The organism is Glycocaulis albus (assembly GCF_014639075.1).
Taxonomy (GTDB): Bacteria; Pseudomonadota; Alphaproteobacteria; order Caulobacterales; family Maricaulaceae; genus Glycocaulis; species Glycocaulis albus.
The window spans coordinates 141588-154966 of sequence record NZ_BMFS01000001.1 but is presented as its reverse complement, the minus strand read 5'-3'; the positions used below and the strand labels follow the sequence as shown (position 1 = coordinate 154966).

General features: G+C 63.8%; 12 protein-coding genes. 4 read left to right on the top strand and 8 right to left on the bottom strand.

Translation table 11 applies throughout. From position 1 onward, the window contains the following. Nucleotides 1-163 precede the first annotated feature (163 nt). From IEV75_RS00800 to IEV75_RS00780, 5 genes are all read right to left on the bottom strand, one after another. Nucleotides 164-688: a DUF3299 domain-containing protein gene (locus tag IEV75_RS00800; RefSeq protein ID WP_188450644.1), complete on the bottom strand. Its 525-nt coding sequence runs from the start codon at nt 686-688 to the stop codon at nt 164-166. Nucleotides 689-753: 65 nt separating this feature from the next. Then, on the bottom strand, nt 754-1512 hold the full coding sequence (locus tag IEV75_RS00795; RefSeq protein WP_188450643.1) for a ZrgA family zinc uptake protein: 759 nt from the start codon (nt 1510-1512) through the stop codon (nt 754-756). Beyond that, complete coding sequence (locus IEV75_RS00790) at nt 1509-2384, bottom strand: ZIP family metal transporter (RefSeq protein WP_188450642.1); 876 nt, start codon at nt 2382-2384, stop codon at nt 1509-1511. Before IEV75_RS00790 ends, IEV75_RS00795 begins: the two co-directional genes overlap by 4 nt. A 301-nt stretch (nt 2385-2685) precedes the next feature. Beyond that, nucleotides 2686-3168, bottom strand: a complete 483-nt coding sequence (gene bfr / locus IEV75_RS00785; RefSeq protein ID WP_188450641.1) for a bacterioferritin — start codon at nt 3166-3168, stop codon at nt 2686-2688. A gap of 121 nt (nt 3169-3289) precedes the next feature. After that, nucleotides 3290-3490 carry a (2Fe-2S)-binding protein gene (locus IEV75_RS00780; protein WP_188450640.1) on the bottom strand — a complete coding sequence of 67 codons (201 nt, stop codon included), beginning with the start codon at nt 3488-3490 and terminating at the stop codon, nt 3290-3292. Between the two features lie 232 nt (nt 3491-3722). Here IEV75_RS00780 and IEV75_RS00775 point away from each other — a divergent pair, with 232 nt between their 5' ends. The 4 genes from IEV75_RS00775 to IEV75_RS00760 are packed head-to-tail and all read left to right on the top strand — an operon-like array spanning nt 3723 to nt 10310. After that, nucleotides 3723-5159 (top strand): NAD(P)-dependent oxidoreductase, encoded by a 1437-nt coding sequence (locus IEV75_RS00775; protein ID WP_188450639.1) that lies wholly within the window; start codon nt 3723-3725, stop codon nt 5157-5159. Then, nucleotides 5156-9670, top strand: a complete 4515-nt coding sequence (gene gltB / locus IEV75_RS00770) for a glutamate synthase large subunit (RefSeq protein ID WP_188450638.1) — start codon at nt 5156-5158, stop codon at nt 9668-9670. The genes IEV75_RS00775 and gltB overlap by 4 nt, the downstream gene beginning before the upstream one ends. A 31-nt stretch (nt 9671-9701) precedes the next feature. After that, nucleotides 9702-9989: a type II toxin-antitoxin system RelE/ParE family toxin gene (locus IEV75_RS00765; protein ID WP_188450637.1), complete on the top strand. Its 288-nt coding sequence runs from the start codon at nt 9702-9704 to the stop codon at nt 9987-9989. A 12-nt stretch (nt 9990-10001) separates the two neighbouring features. Continuing rightward, nucleotides 10002-10310 (top strand): HigA family addiction module antitoxin, encoded by a 309-nt coding sequence (locus IEV75_RS00760; RefSeq protein ID WP_188450636.1) that lies wholly within the window; start codon nt 10002-10004, stop codon nt 10308-10310. Nucleotides 10311-10316: 6 nt separating this feature from the next. On the opposite strand, the gene IEV75_RS00755 is transcribed toward IEV75_RS00760, so the two are convergent. The 3 genes from IEV75_RS00755 to IEV75_RS00745 form a co-directional block, all read right to left on the bottom strand. After that, a complete protein-coding gene (locus IEV75_RS00755) occupies nt 10317-10463 on the bottom strand; it encodes a hypothetical protein (RefSeq protein ID WP_188450635.1) in 147 nt (48 codons plus the stop codon). Between the two features lie 149 nt (nt 10464-10612). Beyond that, nucleotides 10613-12394 carry an N-acyl-D-amino-acid deacylase family protein gene (locus tag IEV75_RS00750; RefSeq protein WP_188450634.1) on the bottom strand — a complete coding sequence of 594 codons (1782 nt, stop codon included), beginning with the start codon at nt 12392-12394 and terminating at the stop codon, nt 10613-10615. Further along, a complete protein-coding gene (locus tag IEV75_RS00745; RefSeq protein ID WP_188450633.1) occupies nt 12391-13329 on the bottom strand; it encodes a bile acid:sodium symporter family protein in 939 nt (312 codons plus the stop codon). Before IEV75_RS00745 ends, IEV75_RS00750 begins: the two co-directional genes overlap by 4 nt. Nucleotides 13330-13379: the final 50 nt, after the last annotated feature.

Below are 13379 nucleotides of genomic sequence, written 5' to 3'. Positions count from 1 at the left end.
TGTGTGCCGCGCTGGGACATCCGGGCGGATCCCGGCACACGCTTCGCAAGATTGATGCTCACGGACGCGCGCCAAGCCGGAGTCGGCATCTCCGGCCTGTCATGGCTAGCGGCCAAGAATGGCGGTTAATGTCCGTTAATGGGGCAATTGCGCGGCGGCACCATCACGGCCGGTAAGGCGTGATTGAATCCAGCTCCAGCGTATAGGCCACGCTGGCAAGGTCGGTATCCTGGCGCTGTATGCGCAGCACGCCTTCGGCGTAGACCGGATCCCACAGCCCCTCGACGGCCACCGGCTCGGAGGTTTCCACATAGACAAGCTGGTTGGGCGGGGGCGGCGGCACATGAATGCACGCACCCACATAAGGCACCAGCAGGAACCGGGTCACCCGGCCGCCGGAGAAATAGTCAAACGGCAGGATATATCCGCCCAGACGCACACGCTGTCCATCCAGCTCCTCCACAGCAGCAAAGCTCATGATCTGCGGGAACTGCTCGGTTCCAAAATGATCAAAGCCCAGCTCGACCGCCTGCATCTGTTGCAGGCGCGACAGGCGCTCGCTTTCGCCCTCGGGCAACAGGTCGGCCCACACGATGGAGCGGACATTGTCGCCGTCACCGGCACGGGCGGCGCCCGCCAAAAGGCTGGCGGTCAGAAACAGGCTGATCAGAAGCGTGCGTAACACCATGGCCCGAATGTGTGCACACACCCGGCTCGCGGCAAGCACGGCTTACACGTTACAATATAACGTCTTTAGCGGATGGATAGCGCCGCGGAACTTGGCGTGAGCGTGTCCGACGCACTGCGAACGCCATCGAAAAACTGAATGTTTATGCGCTCCAGACGCTCAAAGCCGTCGAACAGGCCGCTCGCATCAATACGGGTCAGCCGATCTGGCGATGTGCAGGCAAATGTCCAGGTCACAAAGCCGTCAGAATAGCGCGGCTCGCCATCATCCTCGCTGTGACCCTGCGCATGTTCATGGTCATGGGCGTGGTCCCGGGGCGGCGTTTCGGCTTCGCTGTGATCGCCGTAATGATCGTGCATGTGCGCGGCTGCATCGGACACTTCGTCATGATCATCCGCGTGATGATCGTGATCATGATCGTGGGCGTGGTCATGCGCCTCCCCGCCATCATGCTCCATATGCTCGTGATCATGGTTGTGACCGGGGGCCTCGGCTCCCGCGGGCGGGAAGCCTTCGAGCTGCGTTTCACCCGGTGCGCAGCCGGCCTCTGCGTTGAAGGCAGGGCGGGCATCGCTCTCCAGCGCGGCTATAGCCGCCGCCACCAGCGCATACTCACTCTCATCACGCGGTGCGCGTTCAAATCCGGCGAGATTGTAGAGCGGGCTTTCCAGTTCCGCGACCAGCGTGCCGTCCGGGTTCATCGCAACAGCCAGCTCGGCAAGCCCGTGCACATGGGTTCCGGCGTGGCGGTGCTCGTGTTCCTGCGCGAAGGCGGGGGCAAGGGCCGTTCCGGCCAGAAGCGAGGCAAGGATGAAGCGTTTCATGGCTGCTCTCCTGATTGGCTCACACGGTGAACGCTGGCAGGGCCTGAAGCGTTCCGGGATGAGGCTGGACCGCCGACAGGGCCGAAATGCGGCGCGGCAGAAATTACCAGCGCATCGTCATGCGCATGATCATGGTCATGGGCGTGGTGGTGATGGTCGTGTCCGGCCCTGTGCGCCGCCGTCAGGCCAGTTGCCGCGACAATCCCCAGCACCACCATCGGCGCGGCGCGGCGAAGCCCGCCCGTGCGCGCATGGACCAGAAGATGCGCAGCCGAGACATGGATCAGCACGCCAGCGGCCAGCCCCAGCAGACCCGCTACCAGCGCAGGCGACAACGCGCCGGCAAACGGTGCGGTAATGCCTGCAAACACCAGGGTGGAAGCGCCCGCAGCCACAAAGGACCAGAATGCGGCGCGGCCATCGCTGACACCTGCGCGCTGCAACAGGATGAAGCACACGGCAGCATCGGCGGGCTTGTGCAGGAGCAGGCCCGCCCCCGCAGCGAGGCCGGAAAAGGAGTCCGAAGCGAAGGCAATCGTGTAGGTCAGCCCGTCAAAGCTGGCGTGCAGGGCAATCGCAAATACGGGCGCCATCGCGGCGGCCTTTACCCGGTCAGGCGCGATTCGTGCCGACAGGCTGCGCAACACGATGCCGAGCCCCAGACCCGCCGCGACCATCCACAGCGCGATATCCGACCCGGCGAGCGACTCCGGGATCAGATGCAGGATAGCGATGGTCAGCAAGAGGCCGGCGGAGAACGCGGCAAGCAGGGGCGAATGGGCACGCGTATAGCGCGCGGCAAAACGCATGCCGGCGAGCGTGAGCAGCACCACACCGGCGGCCAGCAGGGCAAAAACGAGCGTGAGCGCCACCGAATCCAAGAGAACTCCAGACCGGCAGGATCAGCGCCGGTGGGCGCGCTGCCGTAATGTTATTCTGTAACGAGGTCTGGACTTAACGGTTCAGGGCCGCGCTGGCAAGGCGGGAAGGGAGAGAAAAGTGCGGAGAGAGCGTAGCAGGGGAACCTGCCGCTTCACCTTGCAACAGGTCCCCGATTAGCGCTCTGCGCTTTCCGGGAGTTCAAAAGCATATGTTCGTTGAAATCCAGGAAGCTGCATAGCGGCTATCCGGGACCTCCGTCTGCTAGACCAAGACGCCGCCAGGCAGCCCGCCTTACCCCGCCTCCTGCTCGCCCAGCATGGACTGCATATAGCGCTCCTCGCCGATGCGGCCGATGATTTCGAGCTGGGTTTCGAGAAAATCGATATGCTCTTCTTCGGATTTCAGGATCACTTCCAGAAGGTCGCGTGAGCCGTAATCGCGCACTTCCTCGCAATGGGCGATGGCGTCCTTGTAGATCGGGTGGGCCTTGTGTTCGGCCTTCAGATCAAGCTCCAGGCATTCTTTGAGCGTCTCGCCGATCATCACCTTGCCCAGATCCTGCACATTAGGCAGGCCTTCGAGGAAGAGGATGCGGTCAATGAGCATGTCGGCATGCTTCATCTCGTCGATGGATTCCTCGTACTCGATCTTGGCGATCTTGTTGAAGCCCCAGTTCTTGAACATGCGGGCATGCAGGAAATACTGGTTGACCGTGGTCAGCTCCAGTTTGAGCGCCTTGTTGAGATGCTCGATAACGCCGCTATCGCCTTTCATGGCCCTCGCCTCCTGCCGGTTTGCCTGATTTGCGCACAGACTACAGGATGGAGCGCCAAGACGAAAGCCCAAGCCCCTGATTTTGTTTGCTTTTGTTTCTAAGAGGCGTTTGCAGCCAGCCCTATTCGGCGGCGATGGCGTGCGGCATGGGCTCCATGGGCGCCAGCGATTGCTCGATCAGGCTGGCCGCCTCTTCAAAGCAGCGCCCGCAGCGCGGCTTGGCCCCGCACGCCTTGAACGCGCTCGTCACGTCCTGCGCGCCGCCTTGCGCGGCCTCGCGGAACTGCGAGCATTTCAGGGCGTTGCAGATGCATACATACATGGGCGGGCGAACCTTTGATGCCGGGAAAGCGCCTTATCGCGACGCATTCTCATTTGCATGTCTCATGTCTGCGAATGATTGTCAATTACGGCTGGCAGGGCGGGCCTGATCCCGCTTGCGCGCCCGTCATCTTCATGTTGCAATGCAGCACATGTCCGGACAAAGCGTACACCCGGTTTGACGCGCACCAGACATCCGCCTTCAATCACTTCTCGCCGCGAAGGAGAGCGCCATGCTCCGTTTCACCGAGCTGGACCAGAGCTACCCGGCCAAGCGCCCCGCGAAGGAGCGGCGCAAGGATTTCGACGAGATTTATGGGCCCTTCAATCCCAAGGCGGGTGCCGATCAGGCCGCGCGCTGTTCACAGTGCGGCGTGCCCTTCTGCCAGTCGGGCTGCCCGCTGCATAACGATATTCCAGACTGGCTGATGCTGGCCGCGGAAGGCCGCATGGAAGAGGCCTGGGAGCGCTCCAGCGCCACCTCCACCATGCCGGAAATCTGTGGCCGTATCTGCCCGCAGGACCGCCTGTGCGAAGGGTCTTGCGTGATCGAGCAGTCCGGCCATGGTGCGGTCACCATTGGTGCGGTCGAAACCCACATCACCGAGACAGCGTGGAAAGAGGGCTGGATACAGCCCATCCGGGTCAAGCGCGAAACCGGCTTCAGCGTCGGTGTTGTCGGCGCTGGCCCGGCGGGCCTTGCCGCGGCGGAGCGTCTGCGCGAACAAGGACACAGCGTAACCATCTATGATCGGCACGACCGGGCCGGAGGTCTGCTGATTTACGGCATTCCCAATTTCAAGCTGGACAAATCGGTGGTGGAACGGCGCACACAGCGTCTGCAGAAAAGCGGTGTCGCCTTCCAGCTCAACACTGAGCTGGGCCGTGATGTGAGCCTTGAGGAGCTGCGCGAGCGCCATGACGCGGTGTTTCTGGCCATCGGCACCTACAAGGCGCGGGCGCTCACCTGTCCGGGTGCGGGCAGTGACGGCCTGATCCCCGCACTCGATTACCTTACCGCCTCCAACCGGCGCGGCTTTGGCGAGACGATTGCCGATGAAGCCCGGCTGCAGGCGAAAGGGCGCAAGGTCGTCGTCATTGGAGGCGGCGATACGGCGATGGACTGCGTGCGCACGGCGATCCGTCAGGGCGCAGCCTCAGTCACCTGCCTCTACCGGCGAGACCGTGAGAACATGCCCGGCTCCTTGCGCGAAGTGACCCACGCAGAGGAAGAAGGCGTCGTGTTTGAATGGCTTTCCGCCCCGCTGGCACTCAAGGGTGATGCCACCACCCTCTCGGGCGTGCGTGTACAGCGTATGGGGCTGGGCGCGCCGGACCGTGACGGCCGCCGCCAGCCCATTGTGCTGGAAGGCGCAGAAACCGATCTGGACGGTGACCTGGTCATCGCGGCGCTCGGCTATGAGGCAGAAGATGTCGATGCCGCCTGTGGCGGCGGCGGGCCTGTACTGACCCCGCGCGGCACCGTGCGCGTCACCGAGCGCTGCCGCACCAGCATTCCCGGCGTCTATGCGGGCGGAGACATCGTGCGTGGAGCCTCGCTGGTGGTGTGGGCCATAAAGGACGGGCAGGACGCTGCCGCCACCATTCATGCCGATCTGATGGCGCGCGCGGAATCTGCGCAGACACGTGAGCTGGAGCCTGCCGAATGACCGGGATGAACGCCTATCTGGAACAGCGCCAGCGCCTGATTGAGGCGGGCAGCTATGACCCCGCCTCCGAACGCGATGCGTGCGGCGTCGGCCTGATCGCCGCGATTGACGGCGAGCCGCGCCGCGAAGTGGTGGAGCTGGCGATCAAGTCGCTCAAAGCGGTCTGGCACCGCGGCGCGGTCGATGCCGATGGCAAGACCGGCGACGGGGCAGGCGTGCGCGTGGGCGTGCCGCAGGATTTCTTTAAAGAACAGGTGGCGCGCACCGGCCACATTCCGGGCGAAGGCCCGGTCGCCGTCGGCATGATCTTCCTGCCGCGCACGGACTTTGCCGCGCAGGAGCGCGGCCGCACCATTGTGGAAACCGAAATCCTGCGCGCGGGCTTCCGGCTCTATGGCTGGAGGCAAACGCCGATCGACCCCTCCTGCCTTGGCGAGAAAGCCAATGCCACAAGGCCCGCGATCGAGCAGATATTGTTTGATGATCCGCGCGGCAAGAAAGCCCATATCCTTGACCGCCAGCTCTATATCGTGCGCCGGCGCATCGAGAAGCGCGCACGCGAGGAGAATTTGCCGGGCTTCTACATCGCCTCGCTCTCCACGCGCGACATCATCTACAAGGGCATGTTCCTGGCCGAAGCGATTGACCGCTTCTACCCGGACCTCACCGACGAGCGCTTTGTCTCCTCTTTTGCCATTTTCCACCAGCGCTACTCGACCAACACCTTCCCCGAATGGAAGCTCGCCCAGCCTTTTCGCATGCTCGCCCATAATGGCGAGATCAATACGCTCAAGGGCAATGTGAACTGGATGAAAAGCCATGAGATTCTCATGGCGTCCAAGGCCTTTGCCGACGCCGAAGACGTGGTCAAACCCGTCATCCAGGCCGGCTCATCGGACTCTGCCGCCCTCGATCAGGTGTTCGAGGTGCTGGTACGCGCCGGGCGCACAGCGCCCATGGCCAAGGCCCTTCTCATCCCGGAGGCCTGGTCGAAAAAGGCCGACATCATGCCAGCCCGCTGGCGCGGCCTCTACGAGCATTGCAACTCGGTGATGGAGCCGTGGGACGGCCCGGCGGCGCTGGCCGCCTGTGACGGGCGCTGGGCGGTGGCAGGGCTGGACCGCAACGGCCTTCGTCCGCTTCGCTGGCTGCGCACCCATGACGATCTGCTGGTGGTGGGGTCTGAAACCGGCATGACGCCTTTGCCGCAATCGCGCGTGGCGCGGCGCGGCTCCATCGAGCCGGGACGCATGGTGGCAGTCGATCTTGATGCCGGGCAGTTCTTTGATGCCAACGAGATACTCGACCATCTCGCCGCCAAGCATCCGTATGATGAATGGCTGTCCAATATCCGCGATATCGAGGCTGAGGTCGGGCCCGGCCCGGAACCTGTCCTGTGGGACGAGGAGATGCGCGCACGCCGCCAGGCGGCGGCCGGTCTCACCCTGGAGGATATAGAGATCATCCTTGCGCCGATGGCCGAGGACGGCAAGGAAGCCATCGGCTCGATGGGCGATGACAGCCCGCTGGCCGTGCTCTCCACCCGCTACCGGCCCGTCTACCACTATTTCCGGCAGAATTTCTCGCAAGTCACCAACCCGCCAATCGACCCGCTGCGCGAAGGGCGGGTGATGAGCCTGAAAACCCGGTTCAAGAATCTGGGCAATATCCTCGCGACGGACGAGACACAGACTGATGTGTTCGTGCTGGACAGCCCGATTCTCACCAATGGCATGTATCAGCGCCTGCGCGGCGTGCTGGGCGAGGGTGTGGCCGAGATCGACTGCACCTTCGCGCTAGAGGATGCTGCGGGCAGCGGCACAGGGCTGCGGGAGGCGCTGGACCGGATACGCGCCGATGCCGCGGCGGCCGTGCGTGACGGCAAGGCCCAGCACCTCGTCCTCACCGATGAGGCGCTGGGGCCGGAGCGCTGCGCGGTGCCGATGGCGCTGGCGGTCGGGGCCGCCCACACGCATTTGACGCGTGAAGGCCTTCGCACCCATGTCTCGCTGAATGTTCGCGCCGCCGACGCGATGGATGCCCATGCCTGCGCAGTGCTGATCGGTCTCGGCGCAACCACCGTGAACCCCTATGTCGCCTTTGAAACGGTGGTGACGCGCACGCTGCGCGGCCTTGGCCAGCTGACACCGGAAAAGCGCGCTTTCCAGATGAAGAAGGCGCTCGATGCCGGCCTGATGAAAATCCTCTCCAAGATGGGGATTGCGGTCATCTCCTCCTATCGCGGCGGATGCAATTTCGAGGTGCTCGGCCTCTCGCGCGCGGTGGCGTCCGAATATCTCGGCGGGGTGACCAGCCGTATTTCCGGCGTGGGCCTGTCCGGCCTTGAACAGAAGCTTGCCGAGCTGCACCGCTGGGCGTGGGGAATGGAAGGCGCGGTGCGCCTGCCCGTCGGCGGCTTCTACCGCCAGCGCAGCTCCGGCGAAGTGCACGCGGTGGAGGCCCAGAGCGTCACCGCCCTGCAGAAAGCCGTGCGTAATGAGGATTACTCAGCCTTCCGCCAGTTCGTGGAGCTGCAGCAGTCCAAGCCCCCCATCCAGCTGCGTGACCTTCTGGACATGCGTGCCCTGGGCCCGGCCATCGATATTTCGGCCTGCGAGAGCGTCAACGAGATACGCCAGCGCTTTGTCACGCCCGGCATGAGCCTGGGCGCGCTGTCGCCCGAAGCCCACGGGGCGCTCAACGTCGCCATGAACCGGATCGGGGCCAAATCCGTCTCCGGCGAGGGCGGGGAGGATCCCGCCCGTTACAAGCCCCTGCCCAATGGCGACAACATGAACTCGGCCGTCAAGCAGATCGCCTCGGGCCGGTTCGGAGTAACGGCGCAATATCTCAATGAATGCCGCGAGATTGAGATCAAGGTGGCACAAGGGGCCAAGCCCGGCGAGGGAGGCCAGCTGCCCGGCTTCAAGGTGACGAAGTTCATCGCGAAAATGCGCCACGCCATTCCCGGCACGACGCTGATCAGCCCTCCGCCCCACCACGATATCTACTCCATCGAGGATCTGGCCCAGCTCATCTATGACCTCAAACAGATCAACCCCGACGCGCGCGTAGCGGTGAAACTCGTCAGCGCGGCCGGTGTGGGCGCAGTGGCGGCAGGCGTTGCCAAGGCCCATGCGGACGTGATCCTCATCTCCGGCAATGTGGGCGGTACGGGCGCAAGCCCCCAGACCTCCATCAAGTTTGCCGGTGCGCCATTGGAGCTGGGCCTCTCTGAAGCCCATCAGGTGCTCTCCCTCAATGGCCTGCGTGAGCGCGTCACCCTGCGCGCCGATGGCGGGATACGTACGGGCCGCGACATCGTAATCGCCGCCATGCTGGGCGCTGAAGAGTTCGGCATCGGCACCACAAGCCTTGTGGCGCTGGGCTGCCTGATGGTGCGCCAGTGCCATTCCAATACCTGCCCGGTCGGCGTGTGCACGCAGGATGATGAACTTCGCAAGCGCTTTACCGGCCTGGCCGACCATGTGGTCAACCTGATGACGTTTATCGCGCGCGATGCGCGAGAGATTCTGGCCCGCCTCGGCGCGAGCTCCATCGAGGACGTGATCGGACGCGCCGATCTGCTTGATCAGGTCAGCCGGGGCGCGGAGCATCTCGATGATCTCGACCTCAATCCGCTTCTGGTCCGGGTCGATCCCCATGCCCGTCCGCCGCGCTCCACGCGCACCCAGCGCAATGCGGTCGCGCCGAGCCTGGACGAACAGATTCTCAAAGACGCCAGCGCCGTCTTCTCGCGCGCTGAGAAGATGCAGCTTGTCTATGATGTCAGAAACACCGACCGCGCGGTCGGCACGCGCGTCTCCTCTGCCATTGTGCGCAAGTTCGGCCCAGATGGGCTAAGCGATGGCCAGCTCACGCTTCATCTGAACGGCTCTGCCGGCCAGTCACTGGGCGCCTTCGCGGCAAAGGGCTTGCGCATTGAGCTGGAAGGCGATGCCAATGACTATGTCGGCAAGGGCCTCTCCGGTGCCGTCATCGCCATCCGTCCGTTCGGCGGTTGCACTCGCGAGGCACCGGGCGATGCGATCATCGGCAACACGGTGCTCTACGGGGCGACATCGGGTGAACTCTACGCCGCTGGCGGGGCGGGCCAGCGCTTTGCGGTGCGCAATTCCGGTGCGACAGTCGTGGTCGAGGGATGCGGCGCCAATGGCTGCGAGTACATGACAGGCGGCGTGGCGGTGATCCTGGGCAAGGTGGGCGACAATTTCGCCGCCGGCATGACCGGCGGGGAAGCCTTCGTGCTGGACGAGGGAGACAGGCTGGAACCGCGCCTCAATGCAGAGACTGTGTTCGTCAGCGATCTCGACGCCGATGCAGAAGCCCGCTGCCGGTCACTGATCGAGGCGCATGTCGAGGCCACAGGCTCACGCCATGGCGCGGCGATCCTGGCCGACTGGGAGCGCCGCAAGCGCGCCATCCGCCATGTCCGCCCCTTCGAGGCAGGTTATGTGGAGAGCGGCGGCGTGGAGAAAGTGAAAGTTTGACGCATTGCGTAATGCGTAATATTTTCGTCGTATGATCGTTTCGTGGCGTGATCAGGAGGCCCGCAGGTTTGCGGAAACCGGAAATGTGCCGCGAAAGGCCGGATGGGCGAGCGTGACCCGCATTGCCGCACGCAAACTGGCGCAGCTCAACGCCGCGTCAGCGCTCGATGACCTCAGGGCCCCGCCGGGAAACCGGCTTGAGCCGCTAAAGGGCAATCGCGCCGGACAATACTCGATCCGGATCAATGATCAGTGGCGGGTATGTTTTGTGTGGACCGATGCGGGTCCTGCCGATGTCGAGATCACAGACTACCACTAGCGGAGCTGAAAAATGGACGGCGCTAACATCCCTCTTCTGGGTCTGGGCATTCACCCCGGTGAAGTGCTCAAGGAGGACTTCATGGTGCCGCTAAGCTTGTCCGCGAGCGCATTGGCGGCCCGCCTGCGCACTACGCCTGCAAGCATATCGCGTATTGTGAACGCAAAGCAGGCCATATCAGCAGAAATGGCCTGCCGTCTGGCGCGTGCGCTCGGCACCACGCCAGCCTTTTGGCTCAGCCTGCAATCCCAGTACGACATAGCCGTACTGGGCGACCGCGTGTCACAGATCGAGCGCGAGGTTGAGCCGCTGAACGGCTAGGACCGCCTAGCTCGGCTTGCGCGCCTTGGAGCGGTCCTGCGACTCTTTCATCCGGTCGATAGCCGTACGCGGCGGCGCGGCGGCCGTCACTTTCGGCTTTTCCTTCTTGGGTTTTTTGGCTTCCTTATTGCCCCGCATCTGGCCTTTGGCCATGGGCGTCACTCCGCCGGCTGACCCGCGAGATTACGGCCCATGCCGTGGCGGGCAGGGCGCGCCGGTCTGCCATCCGTCCCTTTGGCGGATGGCGCGCTGATCCCTGAGCCTTGAATCATGCGCCTGAACGGTCGTCTTGTCGATGGCGATTACTCTGCCGCCATCGCCATTTGCCGGCCGGCGCGGATGAGGCGGCCGGGGCGGGCCTCGGTCACGCTGTCATCACGCACCACGACCTCGCCCGAGACGATGGTCGCCCGGTAGCCGCTTGCCCCTTGCAACAGGCGCTGACCGCCTGCGGGCAGGTCGGCAACCATGTGCGGAGCTTCCAGTTTGAGATTATCGAGATCGATCACGTTGAGATCGGCCTTCAGGCCCACCCTTATCCGGCCCCGGTCATTGAGCCCCAGGAAGTCGGCGATGTCGGCAGAGAGCATCTGCACGGCGCGGGAAAGCTCCATGCGCTCGCCGCGCGTGCGCTCCTGGGTCCAGTATTTCAAAAGATAGCTCGGGAAGCTTGCATCACAGACCGTGCCGACATGCGCGCCGCCATCGGACAGCCCGATCAGGGCCTGCGGGTGGCGCATCATGGTCAGCACATTGTCATAGCTCATCTCGGTATAGTTATAGATGGGCAGATAGATCAGCTCCTTGCCGTCGCGCGCGGTCACCGTGTCATAAAGCTCTTCCCAGACTGACACGCCGCGCGCACGGGCCCGGCCCGCAATCGACTGTTCGCCGGACTGCTCGTAATCGGGATCATCGCTCAGCATGAACAGCTTCTCGGCGACGAACTCCATCGCTTCCAGCATCACATCGGCTATCGGCGGTACCGACGAGCCTTCGACGGACACCTTGTCGGGCTTTTCAGAGAGGATTTGCGCCTTGACGGCCGGTTCCTTCATGCGGGCGCCCCGTTCCTCCAGCGTCAGGTGCGCGATCGCCTTGTAGGAGGGGTGGCCCATGAAGGGGTGGAAGGTGCATTGCAGACCGAGGAACACGCCAATCGCGCGCGGGGCGACCTGCACGCGCATATCCACGCCCTCGGCGTTGAGTTTCTCGACTCCTTTAAGAATGTCGCGCCACTGATCGGGCGCCAGATCGCGCTGCATGAGGGAGATGGAAGCCGGGCGCCCGCCACCCGCCTTCACGTATTTCTCCACCACCTCCCACTCCTTCGGGAAGGCTTCCTCCGAACGTTGCAAGTCAAAGTCAGACACCGCCTGCAGCACGCCATGGGTGAGGCCCTTGAAGGCCTCGGCAATACCCGTGAGCTCCTTGGCGGTAGCTTCGGATGCCGGTGTCCACTCGCCATCGGCTGTACGGTGCAGGTCCGAGCGCCCGGTCGAGAAACCTATCGCGCCCGCCTCCAGCGCCTCGCGTACCAGCTTTCGCATGCGTGCGATGTCCTCGTCAGAGGCCTGCGCATCAAAGCTCGCGCGCTCATCCATCACATACACGCGCAGCGGGTCGTGGGTGATCATGGCCGCGATATCGATCGTGCGCGGCATCGCCTCCAGCGCATCGAGATAGTCGGGGAAGCTCTCCCAGTTCCATTTCAGGCCCTCATGGAGCGCGGTGCCGGGAATATCCTCCACCCCCTCCATCAGGCGTACGAGGCGGTCATGGTCGTTCTTGCGCACCGGCGCAAAGCCCACCCCGCAATTACCCATGATGGCGGTGGTGATGCCATGGCGGATGGAAGGCTCCATCCGGTCATCCCAGGTCGCCTGTCCATCGTAATGGGTGTGAATGTCGATAAAGCCCGGCGTCACGATGCATCCTGTTGCATCGATGGTCTCGCGCGCCTCGCCCAGATCAGTGCCCACCGCGCTGATCCGGCCATGGTCGATGGCGATATCGGCCCTGTAGGGCTGCGCCCCCGAACCGTCATGGACGAGGCCGTTCACGATCTTCAGCTGGTGGGTCATGGGCGTCCTCCGGCAAGTTTGTGCTGGCGCAAATGGTCGGTCAGACGGAACGCATAGGCAAGCCCCAGACCCGACAGAAGATGCCAGATGCCCCAGACGGCAATGACCGCGGCAGCACCGCCAAGCCCGCCAAGCGCACCCAGCAGGATTACAAGGCCGAGGCCTGAATTCTGAATGCCAATTTCAATCGTCATGGCGCGCCGCCCGCGGGCATCGAAACGCAAGGCCCAGCCGGTCGCATAGCCCAGCAGCAACGCCATGGCGTTGTGCAGGATGACGGTCGGCAAGATGGCGACCGCGCCCATGAGCAGCAGGTCCGCATTGCCCGCAAGGCTGCCAAGGATGATCAGGACAAGGATCGCCATGGCGAGCATCGACGTGACGGGCCGCAAGCGGCGCGCAAATCCGGGCGCCCGCGCCGCCAGTGCCATGCCCAGGACCAGCGGCACGGCAAGGATTACCATGGTCTGCATGACAAACGGCAGCGCATCGACATCCAGCGCATCGACCAGTTCGCGCGTCGGGCCGTAAAGCCCGCTCCAGAACAATATGGAGACCGGCGTCGCCAGCGCCGCCAGAAGGCTGGAGGTTGCCGTCAGCGACACCGAAAGCGCGGTATCGCCCCGGCCAAGATGGGTGAAGAAGTTCGAGACATTCCCGCCCGGGCAGCACGCCACCACGATCATGCCCAGCGCGATGGAGGGCTGGGGCTGCAGCACCATGACGAGGCCCAGCGTTGCCAGCGGCAAGAGGAGGATCTGGGTCAGGGCCGCACCGGCAAACTGCGCAGGGCGTCTGGCCAGTGCCAGAAAATCCTCCACGCGCAAGGTGAGGGCCACCGCAAACATGATGACCGCCAGGCTGACCGGCAGAACGCTTTGAAACACGGGGCCAAGGCTGAGCTGGACCGCATCAAGGCTGGCAGGATCGGTCATCGGGCGCTCTCAGGACTGGTGGTTGCCGGGCCGCGCACCTTGAACGGTTC

Coding starts and splice junctions, on each gene's coding strand:
- IEV75_RS00800 (WP_188450644.1), bottom strand. CDS start 688: ATGGTGTTACGCACGCTTCTGATCAGCCTGTTTCTGACCGCCAGCCTT.
- IEV75_RS00795 (WP_188450643.1), bottom strand. CDS start 1,512: ATGAAACGCTTCATCCTTGCCTCGCTTCTGGCCGGAACGGCCCTTGCC.
- bfr (WP_188450641.1), bottom strand. CDS start 3,168: ATGAAAGGCGATAGCGGCGTTATCGAGCATCTCAACAAGGCGCTCAAA.
- IEV75_RS00780 (WP_188450640.1), bottom strand. CDS start 3,490: ATGTATGTATGCATCTGCAACGCCCTGAAATGCTCGCAGTTCCGCGAG.
- IEV75_RS00775 (WP_188450639.1), top strand. CDS start 3,723: ATGCTCCGTTTCACCGAGCTGGACCAGAGCTACCCGGCCAAGCGCCCC.
- gltB (WP_188450638.1), top strand. CDS start 5,156: ATGACCGGGATGAACGCCTATCTGGAACAGCGCCAGCGCCTGATTGAG.
- IEV75_RS00765 (WP_188450637.1), top strand. CDS start 9,702: ATGATCGTTTCGTGGCGTGATCAGGAGGCCCGCAGGTTTGCGGAAACC.
- IEV75_RS00760 (WP_188450636.1), top strand. CDS start 10,002: ATGGACGGCGCTAACATCCCTCTTCTGGGTCTGGGCATTCACCCCGGT.
- IEV75_RS00755 (WP_188450635.1), bottom strand. CDS start 10,463: ATGGCCAAAGGCCAGATGCGGGGCAATAAGGAAGCCAAAAAACCCAAG.
- IEV75_RS00750 (WP_188450634.1), bottom strand. CDS start 12,394: ATGACCCACCAGCTGAAGATCGTGAACGGCCTCGTCCATGACGGTTCG.
- IEV75_RS00745 (WP_188450633.1), bottom strand. CDS start 13,329: ATGACCGATCCTGCCAGCCTTGATGCGGTCCAGCTCAGCCTTGGCCCC.